Annotated in this window: 24 protein-coding genes and 1 tRNA gene; 22 read left to right on the top strand and 3 right to left on the bottom strand. The window is 39.6% G+C overall.

The genetic code is table 11. The features are described 5' to 3' along the window. Nucleotides 1-80 precede the first annotated feature (80 nt). Nucleotides 81-1,559, top strand: a complete 1,479-nt coding sequence (locus BHF69_RS09660) for an APC family permease (RefSeq protein ID WP_075671034.1) — start codon at nt 81-83, stop codon at nt 1,557-1,559. Nucleotides 1,560-1,685: 126 nt separating this feature from the next. Here the strand turns inward: BHF69_RS09660 and BHF69_RS09655 are convergent, their stop codons facing one another. Next, on the bottom strand, nt 1,686-2,231 hold the full coding sequence (locus tag BHF69_RS09655; protein WP_242946136.1) for a prolyl-tRNA synthetase associated domain-containing protein: 546 nt from the start codon (nt 2,229-2,231) through the stop codon (nt 1,686-1,688). Between the two features lie 14 nt (nt 2,232-2,245). Then, nucleotides 2,246-3,052 carry a Cof-type HAD-IIB family hydrolase gene (locus tag BHF69_RS09650; RefSeq protein ID WP_075671030.1) on the bottom strand — a complete coding sequence of 269 codons (807 nt, stop codon included), beginning with the start codon at nt 3,050-3,052 and terminating at the stop codon, nt 2,246-2,248. Between the two features lie 145 nt (nt 3,053-3,197). Here BHF69_RS09650 and uvrC point away from each other — a divergent pair, with 145 nt between their 5' ends. The 15 genes from uvrC (at nt 3,198) to BHF69_RS09575 (ending at nt 18,350) form a co-directional block, all read left to right on the top strand. After that, nucleotides 3,198-5,054, top strand: coding sequence for an excinuclease ABC subunit UvrC (uvrC, locus tag BHF69_RS09645; protein ID WP_075671028.1), 1,857 nt, complete (start codon nt 3,198-3,200; stop codon nt 5,052-5,054). Between the two features lie 70 nt (nt 5,055-5,124). Further along, nucleotides 5,125-6,060 carry an HPr(Ser) kinase/phosphatase gene (hprK, locus tag BHF69_RS09640; protein WP_075671026.1) on the top strand — a complete coding sequence of 312 codons (936 nt, stop codon included), beginning with the start codon at nt 5,125-5,127 and terminating at the stop codon, nt 6,058-6,060. 18 nt (nt 6,061-6,078) lie between these two features. After that, a complete protein-coding gene (locus BHF69_RS09635; RefSeq protein ID WP_075671024.1) occupies nt 6,079-7,014 on the top strand; it encodes an ROK family glucokinase in 936 nt (311 codons plus the stop codon). 13 nt (nt 7,015-7,027) lie between these two features. Beyond that, nucleotides 7,028-7,942 carry a UDP-N-acetylmuramate dehydrogenase gene (gene murB, locus BHF69_RS09630; protein ID WP_075671022.1) on the top strand — a complete coding sequence of 305 codons (915 nt, stop codon included), beginning with the start codon at nt 7,028-7,030 and terminating at the stop codon, nt 7,940-7,942. A gap of 42 nt (nt 7,943-7,984) precedes the next feature. Continuing rightward, complete coding sequence (rapZ, locus tag BHF69_RS09625; RefSeq protein ID WP_075671020.1) at nt 7,985-8,839, top strand: RNase adapter RapZ; 855 nt, start codon at nt 7,985-7,987, stop codon at nt 8,837-8,839. Between the two features lie 15 nt (nt 8,840-8,854). Continuing rightward, complete coding sequence (whiA, locus tag BHF69_RS09620) at nt 8,855-9,805, top strand: DNA-binding protein WhiA (RefSeq protein ID WP_075671018.1); 951 nt, start codon at nt 8,855-8,857, stop codon at nt 9,803-9,805. 21 nt (nt 9,806-9,826) lie between these two features. Next, entirely contained in the window at nt 9,827-10,081 is a 255-nt protein-coding gene (locus BHF69_RS09615) for an HPr family phosphocarrier protein (protein ID WP_075671016.1), read from the top strand. Between the two features lie 116 nt (nt 10,082-10,197). After that, a tRNA-Thr gene (locus BHF69_RS09610) sits at nt 10,198-10,270 on the top strand. Between the two features lie 116 nt (nt 10,271-10,386). Continuing rightward, entirely contained in the window at nt 10,387-10,932 is a 546-nt protein-coding gene (locus tag BHF69_RS09605; protein ID WP_075671820.1) for a chromate transporter, read from the top strand. Then, nucleotides 10,926-11,489, top strand: coding sequence for a chromate transporter (locus tag BHF69_RS09600; RefSeq protein ID WP_075671014.1), 564 nt, complete (start codon nt 10,926-10,928; stop codon nt 11,487-11,489). Before BHF69_RS09605 ends, BHF69_RS09600 begins: the two co-directional genes overlap by 7 nt. Nucleotides 11,490-11,516: 27 nt before the next feature. Beyond that, nucleotides 11,517-12,026: a DNA-deoxyinosine glycosylase gene (locus BHF69_RS09595; protein ID WP_075671012.1), complete on the top strand. Its 510-nt coding sequence runs from the start codon at nt 11,517-11,519 to the stop codon at nt 12,024-12,026. A gap of 3 nt (nt 12,027-12,029) precedes the next feature. After that, complete coding sequence (locus BHF69_RS09590) at nt 12,030-13,088, top strand: MBL fold metallo-hydrolase (RefSeq protein WP_075671010.1); 1,059 nt, start codon at nt 12,030-12,032, stop codon at nt 13,086-13,088. A gap of 370 nt (nt 13,089-13,458) precedes the next feature. After that, nucleotides 13,459-14,445, top strand: a complete 987-nt coding sequence (locus BHF69_RS09585; protein ID WP_075671008.1) for a helix-turn-helix transcriptional regulator — start codon at nt 13,459-13,461, stop codon at nt 14,443-14,445. A 14-nt stretch (nt 14,446-14,459) separates the two neighbouring features. Beyond that, complete coding sequence (locus BHF69_RS09580; protein WP_075671006.1) at nt 14,460-15,164, top strand: ABC transporter ATP-binding protein; 705 nt, start codon at nt 14,460-14,462, stop codon at nt 15,162-15,164. A gap of 9 nt (nt 15,165-15,173) precedes the next feature. Beyond that, nucleotides 15,174-18,350, top strand: coding sequence for an ABC transporter permease (locus tag BHF69_RS09575; protein ID WP_075671004.1), 3,177 nt, complete (start codon nt 15,174-15,176; stop codon nt 18,348-18,350). 61 nt (nt 18,351-18,411) lie between these two features. Here the strand turns inward: BHF69_RS09575 and BHF69_RS09570 are convergent, their stop codons facing one another. Further along, nucleotides 18,412-19,197 carry a Cof-type HAD-IIB family hydrolase gene (locus BHF69_RS09570; RefSeq protein WP_075671002.1) on the bottom strand — a complete coding sequence of 262 codons (786 nt, stop codon included), beginning with the start codon at nt 19,195-19,197 and terminating at the stop codon, nt 18,412-18,414. A gap of 168 nt (nt 19,198-19,365) precedes the next feature. Here BHF69_RS09570 and BHF69_RS09565 point away from each other — a divergent pair, with 168 nt between their 5' ends. From BHF69_RS09565 to BHF69_RS09540, 6 genes are read left to right on the top strand one after another with little or no spacing between them, the layout of a single operon-like run. Next, the gene (locus tag BHF69_RS09565; protein ID WP_075671000.1) at nt 19,366-19,740 is read left to right on the top strand and encodes a RidA family protein; all 375 of its coding nucleotides are present in this window, start codon (nt 19,366-19,368) and stop codon (nt 19,738-19,740) included. 16 nt (nt 19,741-19,756) lie between these two features. Further along, nucleotides 19,757-21,073 (top strand): NCS2 family permease, encoded by a 1,317-nt coding sequence (locus BHF69_RS09560; protein WP_083651200.1) that lies wholly within the window; start codon nt 19,757-19,759, stop codon nt 21,071-21,073. 43 nt (nt 21,074-21,116) lie between these two features. Then, nucleotides 21,117-22,151 (top strand): hypothetical protein, encoded by a 1,035-nt coding sequence (locus BHF69_RS09555; RefSeq protein WP_075670998.1) that lies wholly within the window; start codon nt 21,117-21,119, stop codon nt 22,149-22,151. A gap of 29 nt (nt 22,152-22,180) precedes the next feature. Continuing rightward, complete coding sequence (vanR, locus tag BHF69_RS09550) at nt 22,181-22,879, top strand: VanR-ABDEGLN family response regulator transcription factor (RefSeq protein WP_075670996.1); 699 nt, start codon at nt 22,181-22,183, stop codon at nt 22,877-22,879. Further along, on the top strand, nt 22,869-24,014 hold the full coding sequence (locus BHF69_RS09545) for a sensor histidine kinase (protein WP_242946135.1): 1,146 nt from the start codon (nt 22,869-22,871) through the stop codon (nt 24,012-24,014). Before vanR ends, BHF69_RS09545 begins: the two co-directional genes overlap by 11 nt. A 10-nt stretch (nt 24,015-24,024) precedes the next feature. Beyond that, nucleotides 24,025-25,674: a putative manganese-dependent inorganic diphosphatase gene (locus tag BHF69_RS09540; RefSeq protein WP_075671814.1), complete on the top strand. Its 1,650-nt coding sequence runs from the start codon at nt 24,025-24,027 to the stop codon at nt 25,672-25,674. Nucleotides 25,675-25,710 lie beyond the last annotated feature (36 nt).

Genomic DNA, 25,710 nt, shown 5'->3' with positions numbered 1-25,710 from the left:
AATAAGAATAAGGGAATAACAAAGGCGTTATAAAAAGAGAAATCTTTTTGTAGCGCCTTTTTTTGAAAGGAGAATGATATATGGGTAATACAAAGAAGTCAGAATTTGACAAAGTGTTTAGTTCATGGGATATTTTAGTAATTGCATTTGGAGCAATGATCGGATGGGGATGGGTTGTATCCTCAGGAGACTGGATCAGCAGTGGTGGTGTATTAGGAGCAGTGCTTGGCTTCCTGATCGGTGGAATTATGGTATTTTTTATTGGCCTTACTTATGCTGAATTAACAGCTGCAATGCCACAGTGTGGTGGAGAACATGTATTTAGTTATAAAGCCATGGGACCTATGGGATCCTTTGTCTGTACATGGGCTATTATTTTAGGATATGTAAGTGTAGTTTGTTTTGAGGCATGTGCGCTTCCAACGATTATTCAATATATTTATCCAGGTTTCTTAAAAGGATATATGTATACAGTAGCAGGATTTGATATTTATGCTTCCTGGGTTGCAGTGGCAATTGCAGTAGCAATTTTTATTACTTATATTAATATCAAGGGTGCAAAAACAGCAGCAGTGTTGCAGACCGTTTTAACGGTTATCATTGGAGGGGTTGGTATTCTCTTAGTAGTGGCATCTGCATTTAATGGGGATGCATCAAACCTTTCTGGACAGTTATTTGTTGGTTCAGGAACAGGAAGCATTGTGAATAACATTGTAAGAGTTGCTTTGATGACACCATTCTTCTTCATTGGATTTGATGTTATTCCACAGGCAGCAGAAGAAATCAACGTACCATTAAAGAAAATTGGTATGATCTTAATCCTTTCTATCGTACTTGCAGTTTCTTTCTATGCATTAGTCATCATCGGGGTTGGTTATATTATGAGCGGTTCAGAAATTGCTGCTTCTTCCTCAGGTTCTGGATTAGTAACCGCAGATGCAATGGCAAAAGCATTTAACAGTGCGATTATGGCAAAAGTATTAATTATCGGTGGTATGTGTGGTATCGTTACAAGCTGGAACTCCTTCTTACTGGGAGGAAGCCGCGCTATGTACTCCATGGCAGAATCTTATATGATTCCTCGTCCATTTGTAAAATTATCAAAAGAAAAGACACCGATCAATGCATTACTTTTAATTGGAGCCTTATCCTGTCTTGCCCCATTCTGCGGACGTGCTATGCTGGTATGGATCGTAGATGCAGGTAACTTTGGATGCTGTCTGGCATATTGTATGGTCTCTCTTTCCTTTATCATTCTTAGAAAGAAAGCACCGGATATGGCAAGACCATATACAGTAAAAAATTATAAGCTGGTAGGTTCTATTGCAGTATTGATGTCAGGCTTAATGGTAGCTATGTACTTAATTCCTGGTTCTGGATGTGCTCTTGTATGGCAGGAATGGATCATGGTAGGTGGATGGATCTTATTAGGAGTATTCTTCTGCTTCTACTGTAGAGCAAAATATGGAGAAAAATTTGGAAGTCACATTGATGTAGAAATTGAGGATGTGGAAACATCAAAAGGAAATAACAGCGCAGAAGTAGGTGGAATGGCTTAATGAGTGAGAAAGCGTGACTTTCATGACTAAAAAAGTAGAATAACCATTATAACACAAGGAGCAATGTCTTTGGATCCAAATTAAAAAGATTTTCTTTTCAAAGACATCGCTGCTTTTTTCTATTTTTTATAAACTTACATAAACAGGCTCGTGTCCCATGGCGGGAAGAAGCTTGTTTATGATATCATTCATAGAAAGCTTTAAGCTGGAAGTGTTGATACATGGATGACAGCCGATATAGACATTTTCCAATAGGTCCCGATCGATCAGCAACTGAACATGGTGGTCAGTATCGTTCATCAATCCCAGTACGCTTACAGAACCGGGAGTAATGTTCAGATATTGTTCCATATATTCCGGTTTGGCAAAGGAAAGCCGGGAACTGCCAATCTGTCTGGACAATAGCTTTGTCATAAACTTTTTTCGACCAGGCATCATAAGCAGGTAGAATCTGGTTTTTTGGCTGTTGCATAAAAAGAGATTTTTGCAAATATCAATCTGCAATAAAGCTTCTACTTCTTCACAGGACTCTACCGTAGCTGTTTCTTCATGATCCACTCGTTTATAAGGAATATTAAGCTGATCGAGCAGATCATAGCATCGCTGTTCTTTTTCTAATCGTTTTTCGTAATCAGCCGGTCGGCTGGCATAAATGACAGGATCAAGATACATAATCGATAACCTCATTAAAAATACATGTTGATCAGGTGGGCAATTCCATCGTCATCGTTGGAAAGGGTAACAAAATCAGCAATTTTTTTGATCTCTTCACGTCCATTTCCCATAGAGACACCCAGTCCTGCATTTTCGATCATGGATTTATCGTTAAAGCTATCTCCAACTGCTATCAAATCTTTTCGTTCCATTCCCAGGTAATTTAATAGTACATCCAGGCTCTTTCCTTTATCAATGCCCATTGGACAGATTTCCAAAAAATAAGGAGCAGAACAAAAGCATTCGCACTTATCCTTTAATAAGATGGCCATGGATTTTTCAACGGTTACCAGATAATTTGCATCCTCCAGCATAATATATTTTGGTACATCAATGGATGAGATTTCTTTTTCGTAATCTTCTGGCTGGACAATCTGCATACCGTTGATGCCTGCTTCAATCTTAGCATACATATCATACTGCTCCAGACAAAGCAGCTGATCATCTTTGTAGGTCACCAGATTGACATAGTGGCTTTTTGCCAGTCGTACAATTTCCTGAGCAATATCAGGTTCCAGTGTTTTGGAATGAATGACTTTTCCAGTGGACCATTCGATGACCTGTCCACCGTTAAATGGCAGTACGAATCCTCCGTATTTGGCCAGTTCCAGTTCTTCGGCCAGTTTTTTGATGCCGCAGGTAGGACGACCGGATGCCAGGACAACCTTTACCCCCTGTTCTTGAATCATCATAAGTGCTTCTTTGGTCTTTGGTGTAATGACTTTCTCTGAATTAGTGAGGGTGCCATCCAAGTCTAAAGCGATTATTTTGTAATTCATATATTTATCCTCCGAAAAAATTTTCTATCATAATTATAGCATATGTGTCAAATTGCTTGCAAATGGGGGAAGAAGCGATGGATATTTTTGAGCGGAAATGATAAAATATTTTTAAATGATAAGAAGTGAGAAAGGGAAATCAACCATGTTTGATATCAGAGAAGAGTTAAAGAAGCTGCCAGAAAAGCCCGGGGTTTATTTGATGCATGATGGCAAGGATGAGATTATATATGTAGGAAAAGCAATCAGCCTGAAGAACCGGGTACGTCAATATTTTCAAAGCAGCAGGAATTTAAGTCCCAAGATCAGGCAGATGGTTTCTCATATAAAATATTTCGAATATATTATTACCGATTCAGAACTGGAGGCACTGGTATTAGAATGCAACCTGATCAAGGAGCATAATCCGAAATACAATACCATGCTAAAGGACGATAAAAGCTATCCATATATTAAAGTGACTGTTCAGGAGAAGTATCCCAGAGTATTATTTGCACGTAGAATAAAAAGGGATAAGAATAAATACTTTGGTCCTTATACCAGCGCTGGTGCGGTGAAGGATACCATAGATCTGATTCAGAAAATCTATAAGATCCGCACCTGCAATCGGAATCTTCCAAAGGATATAGGAAAGGAGCGTCCATGCTTGTATTATCAGATTAAGCAATGCGATGCTCCATGCCAGGGGTATATTTCCAGAGAGGCGTATCAGAAGTCCATTCATAAGGTTATGAATTTTTTAAATGGAGATTATAAAGAAGTACTGTCCTATCTTCAGGAGAAGATGATGAATGCAGCGCAGGAGATGGAATTTGAGCAGGCAGCACAGTATCGGGATTTGATCCAAAGTGTCAATCACATTTCTAATAAACAAAAGATCAATAGCTCTGGCATGGAGGACCAGGACATCATCGCTTTGGCAAAGGCACAGGAAGAGAGTGTAGTGGCCTTATTTTTTGTTCGGGATGGTAAGCTGTTGGGAAGGGAGCATTTTCATATGCAGCATTCCATAGAAACTTCACGGACAGAGGTTATGACGGAATTTGTGAAGCAGTTTTATGCAGGTACTCCTTATCTTCCAAGGGAAATCCTGCTGGAATGTGAGATCGAAGAAACGGAAATTCTGGAGCAATGGCTTTCTTCAAAGAAAGGGGTCAAAGTAAAGATTTTGGTTCCCAAACGAGGAAAAAAGGCAGAACTGGTGGATATGGCCAGGAGAAACGCAGTTAATATTCTGAAATTGGATAGTGAAAAGATTCGAATGGAAGAAAAAAGGACCATCGGGGCAGTAAAGGAGATAGAGCAATTGATTGGAATCTCTGGATTAAAGAGAATGGAGGCGTTTGATATCTCTAATTTTAATGGTTTTGAAACCGTTGCATCTATGGTAGTATATGAGAATGGAAAGCCGAAAAAGAGAGATTATCGCAAGTTTAAGATTCAGTCAGTAAAGGGACCGGACGATTATAAGAGTATGGAAGAGGTATTGACCAGAAGATTTCTTCACGGGAAAAAGGAAAGGGAGCAGCTGAAAGAACAGCAAATGGATCTTCAGTTTGGTAGTTTTACCAGATTTCCAGACCTGCTTCTCATGGATGGAGGAAAAGGGCAGGTCAATGTGGCAGAGCGGGTACTGGCCCAATTAAATCTTACGATACCGGTATGTGGCATGGTAAAGGATGATAATCATAGAACAAGAGGGTTATACTATCAGAATGAAGAAATCATCTTTCCGCCCAAAAGTGAAGCGTTTCGATTGATCACGAGAATTCAGGATGAAGCCCATCGATTTGCCATTGAATATCACAGAGAGCTTCGGGGAAAGGCCAGTGTGCATTCGATTTTGGATGAGATCAATGGAATCGGGCCGAAGCGGAGAAAGGCGTTGATGAAATATTTTAAAGATATTGCGAAGATCAAGGATGCATCTGTAGAAGAGCTTTGTCAGGTGGAAGGAATCACAAAAAATGTGGCAGAAGAGATTTACCATTTCTTTCACTGAAATTCTATGGTACACTATAAGGTAGCATCAAGAGGGAACATCCAGATCAGGCTCAAGGAGGGAAGAACATATGGAGAACGTTTATGAAGTAAAGCTGGAAAAGCTAATAGAAAAAATGGAACTGGTTAATTATACACCAAAGATTGATGTTTCTGAGATTTTGATCCATCAGGCAGAGATTAACCGTCCTGCATTGCAGCTGGCAGGTTTTTTTGATCATTTTGCTGAGAATCGAGTACAGATTATCGGACGGGTAGAACAGGTCTATTTACAGCAGTTGGAACAGGACAAGATTCAGATGCTGGATGTCTATGAACAGTTTTTTAATTCTAAGATTCCATGTGTTGTATTCTCAAGAGGCATACAGCCTTCGGAAGCGATGTTTTATATTGCAGAAAAATATAACGTGCCTTTACTGGGAACTCCACTCGGAACTTCTGAATTCATGGCAGAGATTATCCGTTGGTTGAATGTAGAATTAGCACCGAGAATTTCCATTCATGGGGTCCTGGTAGATGTATTCGGCGAAGGTGTTTTGATTATGGGTGAAAGTGGAATTGGTAAGAGTGAAGCGGCACTGGAGTTGATCAAGCGTGGACATCGTCTGGTTTCCGATGATGTGGTGGAAATCAAGCGTGTCAGCAAGGAGACTTTGGTTGGCTCAGCTCCGGAGATTACACGTCACTTTATTGAGCTCAGGGGTATTGGGATTATTGATGTAAAGACTTTATTCGGGGTAGAAAGTGTGAAGATGACCCAGAATATTGATATGGTCATCCAGTTGGATGAATGGGATAAGGGAACGGATTATGACCGCTTGGGACTGGAAGAGAAATACACAGAATTCCTGGGAAACAAAGTAGTGTCCCATAGAATTCCAATTCGTCCAGGACGTAATCTGGCCATTATCGTAGAAGCGGCAGCCATTAACCATAGACAGAAGAAGATGGGATATAATGCTGCCAAGGAATTATACAATCGTGTTACAGGACAATTTGAAAAATAAAGATCGGGGGAAATGGTTATGAAGAAGTACACAGTTGGCGTTGATGTAGGTGGAACATCTGTAAAGATGGGAGTTTTTACGGTAGGAGGAGACTTATTATTTAAATGGGAGATTCCAACCAGAACAGAAGACGGAGGAAAATATGTTCTTTCCGATATTACTCAGTCTTTGGAACAAGCCAGAGAAGAACATAATATTGCTTTGGATGAGATTGCAGGAATCGGAATTGGAGTTCCGGGTCCTGTCAATAAAGATGGTGTTGTTGAGGTCTGTGTAAATCTGGGATGGGGACGTACAGAAGTTGAAAAAGAACTGAATGCACTTACTGGCTTACCAGTGAAGGCAGGAAATGATGCAAATGTGGCAGCCATGGGAGAAGTATGGCAGGGAGCTGCAAAGGGAGCACAGGACGCAGTCATGGTGACTCTTGGAACCGGCGTTGGTGGAGGCATTGTCTTAGATGGCAAGATTCTTGCTGGAGTCAAGGGATTTGCAGGGGAAATCGGTCATATTGGTGTCAATCCTCACGAAACCCAGAGCTGCAACTGTGGTAACAAGGGATGTCTGGAACAGTATGCATCTGCGACAGGAATTGTAAGAATGACTAAGAAATACTTAGAAGAACATGAAACGGCTTCTTCTTTACGTGAATTTGCGGATATTACTGCTAAGGATATTTTTGATGAAGCGAAAAAAGGTGATGAAGTTGCAATGCTCAATGTAAAGAAACTTTGTCGTATCTTAGCTTCTGTTCTTGGTAAAATTGCATTGATTGTGGATCCAGAAGTTTTTATCATTGGAGGCGGTGTGTCTAAAGCCGGCAGCATCCTGATTGATGGAATTGCAGAAGAATTTCCAAATTATGTATTTGGAGCAGCGAAGAAGAGTTGTTTTGTTCTGGCTACGCTTGGCAACGATGCAGGGATTTATGGAGCTGCAAAATTAGTGATTTAACGTTGGAGGAAAAATGGAAGCATTTTTAAATAAATTACAGGATATATTAGAACAGGAAGAGATATTGACTCAGGAACCGATGAAATTACATACGACGTTTAAGGTTGGTGGGCCTGCGGATGTATTTGTAAAGCCGGGTTCTGTAGAGCAGATCAAACAAATTATGGAAGCTGCCAGGGAAGAGCAGATTCCTGTCTATATTATGGGAAACGGAAGCAATCTGTTAGTAGGTGACAAGGGATATCGTGGCATCATTATCCAGATTTATAAAAATATGAATCAGATCAGCTGTGAAGGCAATGAGATTAAGGCTCAGGCAGGTGCACTGCTCAGTACCATTGCCAAAGTGGCTCTCGATCAGGAATTGGGAGGATTTGAGTTCGCATCCGGTATTCCCGGCACTCTGGGTGGAGCGGTCACTATGAATGCAGGAGCTTATGGCGGAGAGATGAAGCAGGTATTGAAGAGTGCGGTGATATTAACCAGAGATGGGGAAATCAAGACACTCACGGTAGAAGATTTAAAGCTTGGATATCGGAAAAGTGTTATCATTGATAAGGATTATATTGTGTTGGAGGCAGTTCTTGAGTTGGTACCAGCTAAAAAAGAAGAGATTCAGGAAAAGATGAATGAATATGCACTTGCGCGCAGAACCAAGCAGCCATTGGAATATCCAAGTGCCGGAAGCACATTTAAGCGTCCAGTTGGATATTTTGCCGGAAAGCTTATTGATGATGCTGGCCTTCGAGGGTTTTCCTATGGTGGAGCCCAGGTTTCTGAAAAACATTGTGGATTTGTAATCAACAGAGGCGATGCGACAGCCAGAGATATCGTAACATTGATGAAGATGGTAAACGAAAAGGTAATGGAAAAGTTTGGAGTTGCGTTGGAGCCAGAAGTGAAGATGATTGGAGATTTTACTGAATAATCTTCTAAAAATGGGCAGTCAGGGAGAAAAGAGGAGGATTCTATGAGATTTGTAATTGTAACTGGAATGTCAGGTTCGGGAAAGAGTACTGCATCCAGAATGCTGGAAGACGAAGGATACTTTTGCGTTGACAACCTTCCAATTCAGCTGATGAGTAAATTTGCAGAAATTGCACTGGATGATGAGACAGGCGTGAACAATGTTGCAGTATGCATTGATGTCAGAAATGGAGAAACCTTCAAATATCTGGAAGAAGAATTGGTCAAGATTAAAAAAATGGGTGTGAATTATGAAATTCTGTTTTTGGATGCCAATAATGAGACGTTGATCAAGCGCTATAAGGAGACCAGAAGGGATCATCCACTTTCCAGAGGTGGAAGAATCGAAGATGGAATTAAAAAAGAAAGAGATGAAATTGCTTTTCTAAAAGAAGATGCTACGTATGTGATCGATACCAGTAATCTTTTAACAAGAGAGCTAAGAGGTAAGATCGTAAAGCGGTTTGTAGAGGAAACAGAGGTACATCCATTTAACATTACCATTTTATCCTTTGGATTTAAATATGGAATTCCAAGTGACGCAGATCTGGTCTTTGATGTACGTTTTCTTCCAAATCCTTATTACGATCTGTCCCTGAGAAACTTAACGGGAAATGATAAAGAGATTCAGGAATTTGTCATGAAATATGAGCAGTCCAGAGTCTTTCTAGATAAACTGAATGATATGCTTAGATTTCTCATTCCAAACTATATTGATGAAGGCAAGATGGGTCTTGTGGTAGGAATCGGATGTACTGGTGGAAAGCATCGTTCTGTTACCATTGCTAATAAGATATACGAATGTATCAAAGATCTGCCATATGGTGTTCGGTGTGAGCACAAGGATATTATGAAATAGTAGAAAGGGAATAGAATGTCATTTTCAAGTGAAGTGAAGGAAGAACTGGCGAGGCATATAGGCAATGCACGGCATTGTAAGATAGCAGAATTAGCAGCATTTATCTGCTTCTGTGGAAAAGTAGTGATTGATGAAGAAAACCATTATGCACTCTATCTGCATACCGAAAATACAGTAGTGGCAAAAAAGTGTTTTACTTTGTTAAAAGAGACATTTGGCATTCATCCTACGCTTACCATTGGTAAGAATGTAAGTCTGAAAAAAAACAGGATTTATGAAATTATCATTGACAACCATACAGAATGTGTAGTAATATTGCAAGCGATGAAGATTCTAGATTCTTTTGAGAATTTGGAAGAAAATGTCAATATTGTAAATCATATTATTTTGCAAAATACCTGCTGTAAGCGGGCTTTTATCAGAGGTGCATTTTTATCTTCTGGTTCTATCAGTGCCCCTGATAAAAATTATCATTTTGAAGTTGTTTGTCTGGAATTTGAAAAAGCGAAGCAGTTAATGGGAATTTTGAACAGCTTCGATCTGGATGCTAAGATTGTACGCAGAAAGAAATATTATGTAGTATATATCAAAGAAGGAGCCAAGATCGTAGATGTTTTAAATATAATGGAAGCTCATGTGTCTTTAATGAAGCTGGAAAATGTGCGGATATTAAAGGATGTGAGAAACCGCGTTAACCGACAGGTAAACTGCGAAGCTGCCAATATTCAAAAAACAGTTTCAGCAGCAATGAGGCAGATAGAGGATATCCAATTTTTAATGGACCATAAGGCTTTTAATGATTTGCCATCAAATCTTCAAGATATTGCAAATCTGAGATTGGAATATCCAGAAGCTTCGTTAAAAAAGCTAGGGGATATGCTAAACCCTCCAGTTGGGAAATCTGGAGTGAATCATCGTTTAAGGAAGATCAGCAATATTGCTCAGGATTTACGTGAGAGTATGTGATCAATAGTCAGGAGGAGAAGTATGGTATCTAGAAATATGACAATCAACATTCCATCAGGATTAGAAGCAAGACCTGTTGCATTGTTAGTTCAGGTTGCAAGCCAGTACGAAAGTAAAATCATGGTTGAAACCGGTTCTAAGCAGATTAATGCAAAAAGCATTATGGGAATGATGAGCCTTGGATTAGATGAAGGTGAGAATCTGACAGTAGTTGCAGATGGTGTTGATGAAGAAGAAGCAATTAATCATATTGAAAGATATTTAAGTTCAAAGTAAAAAGAATTGTGTAGATAGAATATTAGCTGAAATCGTGCCATAAATTGGTACGATTTTTGCTTGATTTTCTACTCGAAACGGTGTAAAATATATCTGCTGTGAGAATTTTATTATGTGCTTCGATGGCTCAGATGGTAGAGCAACGCATTCGTAATGCGTGGGTCGTGGGTTCGAGTCCCATTCGAAGCTTTTAGGTAGAAGAAGCATTACGAGAGTGATGCTTCTTTTTTTGGGATTGTTGTAAAATAGACGAATAATCTATGAAGCAGCAGATTGTAATGACTATTTTAGATGAGGTGATATATATGAAAGAAGTATTAGAATTGTATTGGGCTTTTTTTCAGATTGGAATTATGACCTTTGGTGGAGGCTATGCTATGCTTCCGATGTTGCAGCGAGTGGTCGTGGATGAAAAGAAGTGGGCAACAGAAGAAGAGATTTTAGATTATTATGCCATTGGGCAGGTTACGCCAGGCGTTATTGCGGTCAATACGGCAACCTTTATTGGTTATAGAAGAAAGGGAATAGCAGGAGCTGTTTTTGCTACGGCAGGAATAGTATCTCCTTCCCTGTTGATCATTATGGCATTGGCAGGCATTATTAATCAATTTTCCCAGCTTACCATAGTTCAACATGCATTTAATGGGATTCGAGTCGTTGTGTGTGCACTGGTAGCGAAGGCGGTCATTGGAATGATCAAAAAGGGAGTGAAGGATAAGCTGACATTTGTAATCTTGGTATCTGCATTTGTATCCATTGCATTCTTTAAGATTTCTCCGATTCCATTAGTAGTTATCTGTTGTTTCCTTGGAATTTTTTCAAAAGGCGGGGAGGATAAGAAATCATGTTAAAGTATATGATCGTATTTTTGGAATTTTTTAAAGCAGGCTTATTTGCTGTAGGCGGAGGATTGGCAACGCTTCCATTCTTAAAAGCGATGGTAGGGAAATATCCATGGTTTACGGCGGCAGAATTGACCAATATGATTGCTATTTCTGAATCTACTCCAGGGCCTATGGGAGTCAATATGGCTACCTTCGCAGGCTTTAAGGCCGGAGGGGTTCTTGGAGCGATCATTGCTACAGCTGGACTGGTCTGTCCATCTATCCTTATTATTATTGGGGTTTCTAAGATTTTGGAAAAATTTAAGAACAGCAAATTGGTGAAAAATGCATTCTATGCCTTGCGGCCAGCATCTGCAGGATTGATTATTGGAGCCATGTTTGATGTGTTTTTGATGTCTTTATTTCATATAGAATATATAAAGGTGAATTTTTTGAAGACATTGAATATTCCGGCAATTGTGATTTTCGTGGTAGGATTTTTATGTATCAAAAAGTTTGATAAGGTACATCCCATTGTCTTTATATTGGCAGGAGCAATATTTGGAGTTGTTTTTCAGTTGTAATGACAAATGTTTTGAGGTGATATATTTATGAAAGAAATTCATGCAGATCATGATTTTGCACCGGTGGTGGATGAGAATACCAGAATTTTGATTCTGGGAACCTTTCCATCTGTAAAGTCCAGGGAATCAAACTTTTATTACGGGCATCCACAGAATCGCTTTTGGAAACTTCTGGCGAGGATTTTTTCTTGTCCGGTTCCCCAAACAGTGGAGGAGAAGAAATGGATGTTGCTTTCTCATCATACGGGAATCTGGGATGTAATTGAAAGCTGTGATATTATTGGTTCCAGTGACAGCAGCATTAAAAATGTAGTACCTGCAGATATTCAGGGCTTATTGCAGCGATTTGGGATTCAGGCTGTGTTTGCAAATGGAAGGTTGGCAGAAAAATTGTATAAGAAATATATTTTTCCAGAGACAGGAGTGCCGATTCATCCACTTCCATCTACCAGTCCGGCCAATGCTGCATATTCTCTGGAACGGCTCTATGAGCAATGGAGCCAGATCCTTACATTTTTAGACGAAGGAGGAGTTTAGAAGATGAAGAAACGATTTGGAGCAATGATCATGGCGGTCGTGCTGTTACTGACCATAACAGCCTGTGAGCAGGAGGAAAAGGAGTCTGGACGTATTTATGGTGGATGTAGTGTTCACTATATTGATGTAGGACAGGGAGATGCTGCGTTGATTCAGGCAGGAGATACCAATTCCCTGATCGATACAGGGACCAATTCCCACTATGATGAATTATCTGCCTATCTGGATTCTCAGAATGTAGAGAAGCTGGATAATCTGATCATCACACACCCCGATGCAGATCATATGGGAGGAGCCTATGCGGTCATTGCGGATTATGGGGTAGAACAATTTTATACGACCAATACCACCAGTGATTCCCAGGCATATCAGAAGATGATACGTGCTTTGAAGCAGAATCATATAGAGAAGCAGGTGGTGTCAGCGGGAGATGATATTGACTTTGGAGAAGGAGCGCAAGGTTCTGTGCTTGGACCAATTGGAGAGGCGGAAGACAGCAATGAAAGCAGTTTGGTCATTCGGTTGGATTATGGGGAAAACAGTTATTTATTTACCGGAGATACTACTGCACGTATGGAAAATAGGATGAATCAAAAATACGATATTGATGTGGATGTACTAAAGGCTAGTCATCATGGATCGGATACGGCAAATGGTGTGAAATTTATTCGAGATGCATCACCGATCTATTCGGTGATCAGCGTGGGAGCTGATAATAATTATGGTCATCCGGATTATAATGTGCTTCGCCGTTTGAAGAAATATTCCACACAGGGAGTACTTCGGACAGACAAGATGGGGAACATTGTGATTTCTTCTAATGGAGAGAAACTGTCGGTAGAATCCATAGATCATTCACAAATGATAGAAGAACAGCATAATACTTCCCAAAAGAAAAAAATAAATTCTATAAAAGAGGAGATTATCGGCAATAAAAATACAAAGGTTTATCATTCAAAAGAAGAAGGGAATCTTCCAGATGAAGAGAACAGGGTGTATTTTTCTTCCGAGAATGAAGCGAAAAAGGCCGGGTATCGCCCTTGTTCCAGATGTTATCCATAATAAATAGATAAAAGTTATTAAAAGATAGAAAAAGTTGCATTATTTCTATTATTGCTAAATGGAGAAATTTTCTTTATAATATTAAGTAAATTAGAAAACTCTTTGATTTGTTTTTTGAGAGTTTTTAAACTCTCCGGACAGGACATCCATAATTTTCATACTATAAATACTTAAAAGGCTGTTGTAATGACGGAGGGAACCAATGTGCAGGTTTCCTCGGTAAATAGCCAAGAGAAATAAGCAGCTTATCTTTAACAAAGTTAACATATCATAATTCCTACAAACGAAAGAAACCGCCGATGAGGCGGTTTCTTTCGTTTGTAAAAAATGTTAAAATAGCAACAGAAGGAGAAAGAAGGGAAGGACAGATATGGCAAAATCCTATCATCAGAAAATGAAATTATTATATTTGATGAAGCTTTTCTGGGAAGAAACAGATGAGCAGCATGTGGTGTCCATGAAAGAGATGATCGAGTATCTGGAAAAAAAGAAACTACGGGCAGAGAGAAAGAGCATTTATGATGATATCGAGGCTTTGAAAGCATTTGGCATGGATATAAAAAATCGTAGAGAAAAACCTGCTGGCTATTATCTGGATAACCGGATGTTAAATATGCAAGATTGCAAGCTGATAATGACTGCAGTGCAGTCTTCTCCCTGGCTGACTGGAAGAAAGGCTAAGGAATTGGTGCAAAAAACTGCATCATTATGCAGTAGATGGAATGAACCTGGATCAGAGAGACAGATGTATGTTATTGACCGGGTGAAATCTATGAATGAAAGTCTGTATCAGAATCTGGAAATCTTTTATGAAGCTATAAAACGGGATGTTCAGGTGTCTTTCCGCTATATGACCTGGAAGATTGGTCATAACACTCAGATAAGAAAGACTGGGAAGACTTGTCTGATCAGCCCATGGGCGGTGTGCAAGGTCGGTGAAGAATATTATATAATTGGATATGAAGCCCAGAAACAGAGGATAAAGCATTATCCTGTAATTAAAATGGCATATATAAAGCTGCTAGAGGAAAAGAGAGAGGGAAAGGAATCATTTGAAAAACTGGATCTGGAACTGTTTTATGAAAGATGCTTTGGTGAGCCAGGCAGTCCAAAGACAAGAGTGAAGTTCTATATGGAGAATCATCTTTTGGATGGAATTATGGATCAATTTGGAAAGGATGTATGGATTCGTCCAGAGGGAGACCGACATTTTATAGCGATTATCAATGTAGATGTGAATGAGCGTTTCTTTGGATGGCTTTCTGGACTCGGGATGGGGGCAAGACTGTTAGAGCCAGAGTGTGTGGTAAGACAGTACCAGGAGTTTTTGCAACGATTGTTGACTCAGTATCAATAGAAAGCAGGAAAAGAATGAAGGAATTTGTAAAATTAGTTGATGTAAAGAAAATTTATCAAAGTGGAGATGTGGTAACCAAGGCAGTGGACGGCATTAATTTTGAAATTCAGGAAGGGGAATTTGTCGTAATTGTAGGAGCCAGTGGTGCCGGCAAGACGACGGTTCTGAATATTCTTGGAGGAATGGATCAGGCCACCAGTGGAGAAATATGGGTGGATGGCAATGATATTGGAAGATATTCGGAACGGCAGCTGACCAAATATCGAAGAGATGACATTGGATTTGTTTTTCAGTTTTATAACCTGATTCCAAATCTGACTGCATTGGAGAATGTAGAGCTAGCACTTCAGATTTGTAAGGATCCCATTGATGCTAAAACCGTGCTTCAGGAAGTTGGACTTGGGCAGAGGCTTAAGAATTTTCCAGCACAGCTTTCTGGGGGAGAACAGCAGAGAGTGTCTATCGCCAGGGCTCTGGCTAAGAATCCAAAGCTGCTTTTATGTGATGAACCAACGGGGGCTTTGGACTATAAAACAGGAAAAGCAATTTTAAAGCTGTTGCAGGACACTTGTCGACAAAAGAAGAAGACTGTCATTGTCATTACACATAATCTTGCCATTGCACCTATGGCAGATAGGGTAATTGAGGTAAAAAGCGGAAAAATCGCTGACATAAGAATCAATGAAGATCCACAGCCCGTGGAGACCATAGAATGGTAGGTGGAAGCAATGAAGAAAGCATTACGAACAGAATGGATCAGAGAAATTCGTTATAGTCTTCCGAGATTTTTGTCTATCTTATTTTTAGTAGCACTTGGAGTTGCATTTTTCGCTGGAATTCGTGCTACGGAGCCGGATATGAGGGAAACGGTGGATCGTCAGTATGACGATGAGAATTTCATGGACCTTCGCGTTTTGAGTACACAGGGACTGACGGATAAGGATGTGGAAGCAGTCAGTAAGACAGAGGGGGTGCAAAAAGCGGAGGGAACTTATACCAAAGATGTTCTTTGCGATATTGGACAGAGCGAAGTGGCAATTAAGGTGTATGCAAAAACCGATTCTTTGAATCAGATGCATATGGAAGAGGGCAGAGATTTAAAAAAGAGTGGGGAATGCCTTGTGGATGCCAGATTTGCACAGGAAAATAAAGTAAAGATAGGAGATACGATTACCTTAAAGTCAGGAGGTGAGGATGAGGACTTAAAAGATTCCTTGAAGAAGACAACATACAAGATTGTAGGGTTGGTCAATTATAATTATTATCTGACCAGAGACCGGGGAACGACCACCATCGGAAATGGAAAGATAGAAGGGTTCCTTGTCATTCCAAAGGATGATTTTGATATGGATGTCTATACGGAAATTGCGGTTTCCATAAAAGGTGGAAAAAAATTGACGACTTATACCGATGCATATGAGGACAAGGTGGAGTCAGTTGTGGATAATCTTGAAGAAATCAAAGGAACGCGTGAACAAATTCGATATGAAGAGATTAAAAAAGAAGCCAATGACAAGATTGAAGATTCGGAAAAGGAATATCGAAAGGAAAAGAAAAAGGCACAAAATGAGCTGAAAAAAGCAAAGGATAAACTGGACCAGGCCAAAAATGAACTTACTCAGGCTGAAAATGAGCTTGCTCAAGCCAAAGCAGAGCTGGATTCTGGGGAAAAGCAGTTAGCGTCCGGGCGAAAACAGTATGAGAATGGCATAGCTCAGTTAAAATCCGGCAAACAGCAATATGAAGATGGACTTACGCAATACCGTCAGGGAGTAAAAGACTATGAAAAGCAGGAGCAACAGCTTTCCCAGGCGAAGGAAGCCCTGGATCAGGCCATTGCTGCCTATGGGATTACTTATGATCAATTGGATGAGAATTATGGGGAGTTATATCAGCAGTACCTGCAATATCTGGAAGGAAAGAAGCAGTTAGAAGCAGGGAAAGCAAAGCTGGATAAAACAAAAAGTACGTTGGATGCTACAAAGAAAAAGTTAGATGCCTCAGAAACCAAACTTCAGAATACAAAAAGTAGACTGGAAGCATCGAAAACAAAGCTTGCTCAAGGACGTAAAGAATACGAAGCAGGTTTGACACAGCTGAAATCCGGTCGTAAGGAATACCAGAAAGGGCTTGCTAAGTACCAAAAAGAAAAGAAAAAGGCGGAACAGGAATTTAAAAAGGCGGAACAGAAAATACAGGATGCAAAGGATGAAGTGAAAAAACTGAAAAAGGGCAAATGGTATTTATTAGACCGTAATAAGATTCAGTCTTATGTGGAATTTGGTCAGGATTCAGAAAGAATCGGTGCAATTGGAAAGGTATTTCCATTCATCTTTTTCCTGGTTGCAGCCATGGTCAGTCTGACCACAATGACCAGAATGGTTGAAAAGGAGCGAACGCAGCTGGGAACAATGAAGGCTCTTGGCTACAGCAAACTTCAGATTGCAGGAAAGTATCTGATCTATGCAGCACTGGCAACGATACTGGGAAGCATGCTGGGGGCAGCAGCTGGGGAGTTTATTCTTCCACATATTATTATTACAGCGTATTGCATGATGTATGTGGGAATTCGCCAGGTAGTTGTTCCATTTCATATAGATCTGGCATTATTAGCGGCGACTGCGGCGTTTGTTACTACCTTGGGAGCAACGATGTTGTCTTCCTATAGAGCTCTTATGGAAGTGCCGGCTCAGCTGATGAGACCAGAAGCACCAAAAGAAGGAAAGAGGGTTCTACTTGAGAGAATCCCGTTTATTTGGAAGAGGATCAGTTTTTCCTGGAAATCTTCTATTCGTAATCTTTTGCGCTATAAGAAAAGATTTTTTATGACGATTTTTGGTATTAGTGGCTGCATGGCTCTTTTGCTGGTAGGATTTGGATTGGAGGATTCTATATTTGCAATTACGAATAATCAGTATACGAAGATCAGGGTATATGATGCCATTGTGGGATTTGATGAAGAGGATGAGGATCTTAAAGAGCACATGGATCAAGTTCTTAGTGAGAAGGAAGTCACTTCAGGAATACGGGCAAGAGAAACTTCTGTAGATGTTGAAACAGAAGAAGGAAGTAAGACTGGAGATGTTATAGTACCTGAGGATAAAAAGGAAATTGAAAAGTATATTAAATTCAAAGACCGTACTACTGGAAAAAGCTATCACATGTCAGACGACGGAGTTATCATTACAGAAAAGCTGGCTAAAATCCTGAATATCGAAGTAGGAGATACCATCTGGTTAAAAGAAGGGGAAACAAAGAAAAAAGCCGTAAAAGTAATGGCCATTGCAGAAAATTATATGATGAATTATGTATTTATGTCAGATTCTTTGTACCAGTCTCTTTATAAAAAGGCTCCGGTATACAATCAGGTATTTGTGAATACTTTAAAGCACACGTCTTCATTTGAAGATGCTCTGAGTAAAAAACTGCTGAAGATGGAAGGCGTGACTTCTGTATCTTATGTATCCTCTGCGCAGGAAGAAATGGGAGAAATGCTTGGCAACTTAAATATTGTCGTCTTCGTATTGATAGCGGCGGCTGGTCTGTTGGCATTTGTAGTATTATATAATTTAAACAACATTAATATTGAAGAACGAAGAAGGGAATTAGCAACCATTAAAGTACTGGGATTTTATCAGCCAGAACTGGCGGCGTATGTCTATCGGGAAAATGTTTTACTGACGATCATTGGTATTGTGATCGGGATTTTCTTCGGTATGATTCTTCACCAATATGTTATCTTAACAGCAGAGGTGGATGCGATTATGTTCGGACGGACGATTTCTACGCAAAGCTATGTATATAGTATTTTGCTAACTATCTTCTTTGCCGTATTCGTCAATGGAGTTATGTATTTTAAATTGAAAAAAATTGATATGGTAGAATCCTTAAAGAGTGTGGAATAATTGGAAAGACCAAAATTTCCTCCTGCGTTTCGGTGTTTTGGATGCAGGAGGAAATTTTGGTCTATATGAGTCCAAAGGATTGCAATCCTTTTTCAATTCCATCATGGTAGATAGAATCAGTCGCTGGATAGCATTCTTTTAGTTCGGGAGTGGCATCTCCCATGACCATGGGATGTGCTACGGTTTCAAGCATTTCGATGTCATTTTTACTGTCGCCAAAGGCATAGGTATTTTCAATTGGAATATGTAGATAATCCAGCAGAGTCTGAATGCCGGTTCCTTTGGAATAACCTTTCAGGATGATTTCAATATAAACATATTCTTTATGAATGATCGTGTGAAAATGTCTGCTCAACTGGTCTGACAGTTTTTTGAGGAGACTGCGGTCTTCTGGATAGCCGGTAATTTTGGAAATACGGTCGGGAAGCTGCTGAATGGATTTTAAATAATCCCGATAATTTTGATTCATTCGTATGACAGCAGGCTTGAATACATCAGGAACATAATCAGTATCATAATAAGCGTAATCGGAATTTTCTATGTAAAACGGAACGTGAAAATCATAAAGTGTTTGTATGGTATTGTGACAGTCAACTCCCGTAATGGCAGCATCCAGAAGAACATGATTCTGAAAAGATACATAAGTTCCACAGCCTCCGATCATGCCATGAAAGGGCATCTGGCGGATTTCTGGAGGTAAGATGGACTGGTTGCGTCCGGTACACAGGATGACATAGTGACCATTTTGAATACACTGATTTATGGAACGAATGGTACTTTGAGGAACCAGGCAGTCTCCACGATAGAGAGTGCCATCCACATCAAAGAAGATTATTTTCTTATTCATCGTTTTTATCACCTCGTATTAGCATATAATATCAGAAATTTCTAAAAATTTATTAGATTTTATCGTAGCATTTTAGTCTTTCGCGGTCAAGAAAAAACACTCCACCTTTTTCAGGAGATGTGGTATAATGGGTACACTTACTAAATTGAACGAAAGGGAGTTATGATAATGAAGAAAATTGCAACAGAAAAAGCACCAGGAGCAATCGGTCCATATTCACAGGCTGTTATTTGTGGAGGAATGTTATATACATCCGGACAGATTTGTTTAGATCCTTCTACAGGAGATGTGGTAACAGGTGGAATCGAAGATCAGACTCATAGAGTATGTAAGAATTTGGGAGCAGTATTAGAAGCAGCTGGAACAGATTTTGATCATGTAGTAAAGACTACCTGTTTCCTGGCTGATATGAATGATTTTTCTGCATTTAATAAAGTTTATGGTGAATATTTTACATCTAAGCCAGCCAGATCCTGTGTGGCAGTAAAGTCTCTTCCAAAAGGAGTATTGTGTGAAGTTGAGGTTATTGCCTCTGTAAAATAAAAGGAGCGTGCTCATTATGGAGCATTTATTTCGATTAAAGGAAAGAAATACGAATGTAAGGACAGAGATCGCAGCAGGAGCTACCACCTATTTTGCTATGATTTATGTAGTCAGCATCATTGTCACGATGATGATGGATACTGGCATGCCGGAAGAGGCCGCATATACCTCTGTTTTGTTTGCTTCTGGATTGGGATGCATGATTATGGGTCTGTTGGCGAATTATCCTGTAGGCCTTGCTCCAAGTCTGGGAGTTACGGCATTGTTTTCATCCACTTTATGTGGGCGAATGGGATATAGCTGGCAGGCAGGGCTTTGCGCAGTTTTTCTCGTGGGTATAATCATGTTGCTCATAGCAGTCACCGGTATTCGAACTGCTATTTTAAGATCGATTCCAGCTCATTTGAAGAATGCTATCAGCGCAGGAATTGGATTTTTTCTCACATTTGTTGGATTAAAAAATTGTGGAATCATTGTAAATAGTGAACAGAATTATGTGGCATTGGGAAAGATTTTTAGCGCAGAGGTTTTAGTTTCTCTTTTTGGAATCATAATTATGCTGGCACTGATCATAAAGTGGAAGAAGTTCCCGATGATTTTTGGTATGCTGGGAACAACAGTCATAGGATTGATCGTAGGATTCTTTTCGGATAATCCAGGGTTACCAAGAATTCCAGAAAGCTTTTCATTACTTCAGGCGTCAGGAGCTAATTTTGGTGCTTTTGTGTCAGGATTTGGAGAGTTATTCTCATCGCCGAATGTTATTATAATTATTCTTTCTATTTTATTTGTAGACTTTTTTGATACTACTGGAACATTGATTGCGGTGATCAGCAGGGCAAAGCTTCCAACAGTAAATGGAGAACCGGAGAATATTAATCGGGCACTTTCCGCAGATGCATTAGGTTCTATTGTAGGAGCGGTGGCAGGAACGACATCCGTAAGTTCTTATATGGAATCCGAAACTGGAATTGAAAGTGGTGGAAGAACGGGGCTTACTGCAGTGACGACAGGGGTGCTTTTTCTCATATCCATTTTTTTGTATCCTATCTTCAGTTTGTTGACGGTTTGTGTAACATCGCCGGTTTTGATTCTTGTGGGAAGCTTGATGGTACGTCAATTTGCAAAAATTGACTGGAGAGATTATGTAGAAGCAGTATCATCATTTACAACTGTAATTATGATGACGCTTACGTATTCCATTGCAGACGGAATTGCATTCGGATTTATTGTCTATGGATTGGCTTCTTTATTCAGCAATCGTTATAAGGAAGTGTCTCCATTGATGTGGATTATGATAGGAATGTTTACGATCTATTTTATTTTAATATAGGAAAATCAGGCACAGTGCCGCAGAAAAAACAGGAGGGCGATCAGTGGCAATCGTAGAACGGATTTCCAGCGATAAGACCTGGGAACAGATGTTAAAACTAAATTCGCAGGATAATCTTCTGCTGCTCTGTCAGCGATTGATGGCAGAGGAGTTATGGAAAGAATCTCTGATGGAATTATCTGCGTTTCTGGAACAGTATTTAGGACAACATCCAGAGAAGCTGATTCTGCTTTTGTCCCAATGTGATATCGATTTATTATTTCAGATATGGAATATCGGAAAAAAGCTCGATCTTTCTTATACGGATCAAAGGAATATAGTATCGTTGGAGAAGCTGGGACTGATTCAATACGATCATAAAGAGAAAAGAATAACCATAAATGAAGATGCAAGAGCAAATTTTTATTTTTATCTGAAAAGCAGATCTTCGATGAAGCAGATTCAGCACTTGCAGGAACTGGAATATGCGGTAAAAGGTATTTTATATCAATGTGGAATCATAGAATTTCCACATTTATGTGATATACTAGAAGAGGGTGGAGAGGAAATTTCTTCTCACTTTATGCATGAATTTTTAGTTGGAAGAATGGAGTTCTGGAGCTTTCTCGGGGTCTTGAAAAATACGAAGACAGAAATGTGCTATTTGGAATCTTATGAGGTGAAGAATCGGAATCGTATATTTGAGGGTTGGTTTGAAGATCAAAGTCGGGCCTTTCATCGAATTTCCATGGAGGATGCCAGATTGATCGGCAGAATGAATGGAATTGGGAACTGGAAAGGAACCAAAGAGATGCTGTCCTTTTGCCTGACGAAGATTTACAAAGAAGTCATTCCGGCAACTGTTCTTGTAAAAACCATTTTAATTTATATTCAAAATGGTGATACTATGGAAGAGCTTAGGAACAAGCTGCAGCTTAAGATTGCTGATTTTACAGAAGAAGAAAAACTCGAATTTTGGAAGTGCATAGATGAGATGTATTGGCATACGCCCCTCTTTCATCTTAAAGGTTATAGCAGATGGGAAGACCGGAAGGAGAAACAACATTTTTCGGTCATTCATGGGGGAAAAAGGGATTAGTCCGAAAGCAGATGCGAAGGAGAAAACGTATGGGTAAGAATATATTAGTGGTAGATGATGAGAAGGAAATCGCTGATTTTGTAGAATTGTATTTAAAGAATGAGAATTTTAATGTTTATAAATTTTATAATGGAAAAGAAGTGTTGCAATGCATCAAGGAGCATAACATTGATCTGGCTATTTTAGATGTTATGCTTCCCGATATCGATGGCTTTACATTGCTAAATGAGATTCGAAAGACATATACTTTTCCAGTCGTGATGCTGACTGCGAAAACTGGTTCTATGGATAAGATCAATGGTCTTACGCTGGGGGCGGATGATTATATTGAGAAGCCGTTTGAACCTCTGGAATTAATGGCAAGGGTCAAAGCCCAGCTTCGCCGTTATACCAGATATAACGATGCCAGTAACCGGGAGGAGCAGAATATCCTGGAAATCGCAGGGCTGACATTGAATAAGAATACGCATCAGTGTATGTATGGTGATGTTGAAATTACACTGACACCAATTGAATTTAATATATTGTGGATTCTGATTTCCAAGAAGGGGAAGGTGATCAGCTCAGAGAATCTGTTCGAACAGGTGTGGAAGGAAAAGTATTTTAAGAATAATAATAATACGGTTATGGTGCATATTAGGCATTTGAGAGAAAAGTTAGGTGCGGTTATGGGACATCGGGAACTGATCAAGACCGTGTGGGGAGTGGGATATAAGATTGAAGAATAATAAGTACCGCTCTTTAAAATTAAAAATTATGCTTCAGACCATAGGAATTACCAGCATCATTGCTTTTATCGGATATTGTATCTATTCGGTATTGATCGATGGTATTTTTCAAGAGCCTTTTGCAAACCTGATGGTTTCTCTGTTCCAGAATCTTCATATGGATGAAGAAAGTGCGATTTTAGTATATCGGACAATTTTCTGGAAGAATAAAACAATGATATTAACGTGCATGTTCATTATAATGTATCTGATCAGCTTCTATCTGGGAATGAGTAAATTTACGGATTATTTGGATGAAGTAGGAAAGGGTATTGATATGATCTTGAATGACTCTTCAGAGCTTATTAAACTGCCGGAGGAGCTGCAGCCTTTAGAGGTGCAGATGAACACGATCAAGAATAACTTAAGAGATCAGCGTTATGCAGCAGCCCAGAGTGAACAGCGGAAAAATGACCTGGTGGTTTATCTGGCACATGATCTGAAGACACCATTAACGTCCATTGTTGCGTATCTAAGTCTTTTGGATGAAGCACCGGATATGCCTCTTGCGCAAAGGGCCAAGTATACAGGAATTTCTCTGGAGAAGGCAAAGCGTCTGGGAGAGTTGATCAATGAGTTTTTTGAAATTACCAGATACAATCTTCAGAATATTACGTTGGAGAGACAGCAGATATCATTGAATATGTTGCTGGAGCAGCTGGTGGATGAATTCTATCCGGTATTCAAGGAGAAGAATATTGTGTGCCGTGTACACATAGAAGAAGATATCGAACTCTTTGTGGATGCAGAACGCATGGCACGTGTATTCGATAATTTATTTCGGAATGCAATATCGTACAGCTATGAGGAAACGCCTATTGATGTAATTGCAAAGACCAGTGATCAGACTGTACGTATTACAGTACGCAATCAAGGAAAAGAGATTGCGGAACATAAATTAAATCATTTATTTGAAAAGTTTTATCGTCTGGATGAAGCCAGATCTACGAATACTGGTGGGGCAGGTCTGGGACTTGCAATTGCCAAAGAAATTGTAGAGCTGCATGGTGGAATGATTCAGGCGGTCAGCAATGAAAGATATACGGAGTTTATTGTGACATTGCCGTATATGGAAACAAACAATGAGAAGGAGTGAGAAGAAAAAAATGAAAAGTACTTACATTATTGGACACAAAAATCCGGATACTGATTCCATCTGTTCCGCTTTGGCATATGCTCATCTGAAAAATGAAACAAGTGAAGATAAGTGCTACAAAGCGAAGAGATTAGGAGCTGTAAGCCCAGAGACCAGATTTGTATTGGATCATTTTGGGGTAAAGGAACCAGAGCTATTAACAGATATTTATCCAAGAATGGTGGATATCCCATTGCATACGGTGGATCCGATTGATGATAAGACGTCCTTAAAAAAGGCATGGGATATGATGAGAGATCAGAAAATCGTAACTCTGCCAATCTTGGAAGAAGATAGAACCTTAAAGGGAATTATTACTGCCAGTGATATTACGTATTCCGATATGGACGTTTATGATAATAAGGTATTATCAAAAGCCAAGACACCATATAAGAATATTGTAGAAACCTTAGATGGAGAACTGGTTGTTGGAAATATGGACAGCTGTGTGGATTCAGGTAAGGTACTGGTGTCTGCTGCCAATCCGGATTTAATGGAAAAATTTATTGAATCAGGCGATGTAGTGATCATTGGAAACCGTTACGATTCCCAGTTCTGTTCTATCGAAGCCGGAGCAAGATTATTGATCGTATGTATGGGCACAGAGGTATCTAATACCATTATTACACTGGCAAAGGAAAAACACTGTGATATTATTACAACTCCTCATGATACCTTTATTGCAAGCCGATTGATCAGCCACAGTCTCCCATGCGAATATTTTATGACACCAAAAGAAAAAATCAGCTGTATCTATCAAAGTGAATTGATTGAAGAAGTGCAGAAGATTATGACAAAGAGCCGTTTCCGTTATTATCCAGTACTGAATACAAATAATCAGTTTGAAGGCTTTGCTTCTCGTCGTCGTCTGTTAGAGTTCGATCGTAGAAAAGTCATCTTAGTGGATCATAACGAAGCTTCTCAGGCTGTAGATGGTCTGGAGGAAGGAAATATCATCGAAATCATCGATCATCATAAATTGGGAAGTTTAGAGACAATGGGACCAATCTTTTTCCGAAATCAGCCGGTGGGATGTACAGCAACCATTATTACACAGCTGTATCATGAGCACGGAGTAGAGATTACAAAACCAATTGCAGGCTTATTAGTATCAGCAATTCTTTCTGATACTCTGATGTTCCGTTCTCCAACCTGTACACCAGTGGATAAAACTACTGCAGAAATGCTGGCTAAGATTGCAGAAATCGATATTGAGCAGTATGCAACCGATATGTTTACGGCAGGAAGTGATCTGAAAGGAAAGACTGCTGCAGAAATCTGTTCTCAGGATTTCAAGAAATTCAATGCAGGAGATATTAAGTTCGGAGTAGGACAGATCAATTCCATGAGTACAGAAGAGTTGGGAAATATTAAAGAAACAGTAGTTCCATATTTACCAGAACTAGCGGTTTCTCAGAAACTGGATATGGTATTCTTCATGATGACAAATATCCTTGAAGAAAGCACCTATTTACTGATGTATGGTGCTAATACAGAGGAAGTAGTGACGACTGCTTTTGCAACAGAAATCCAGGGACAGGAAGCATATCTTCCAGGCGTAGTTTCCCGTAAGAAACAGCTGATTCCAAACTTACTGGTAGCATTTCAGAAATTAGGATAAGAAGTTTTATATTATAACATCCTTTTGGAGAGGATA

This window comes from Anaerostipes sp. 992a (assembly GCF_001940245.1).
Classification (GTDB): Bacteria; Bacillota; Clostridia; order Lachnospirales; family Lachnospiraceae; genus Fimousia.
Note: the sequence above shows the minus strand (reverse complement) of the source record. Positions and strands in the feature narration are given on the sequence as shown.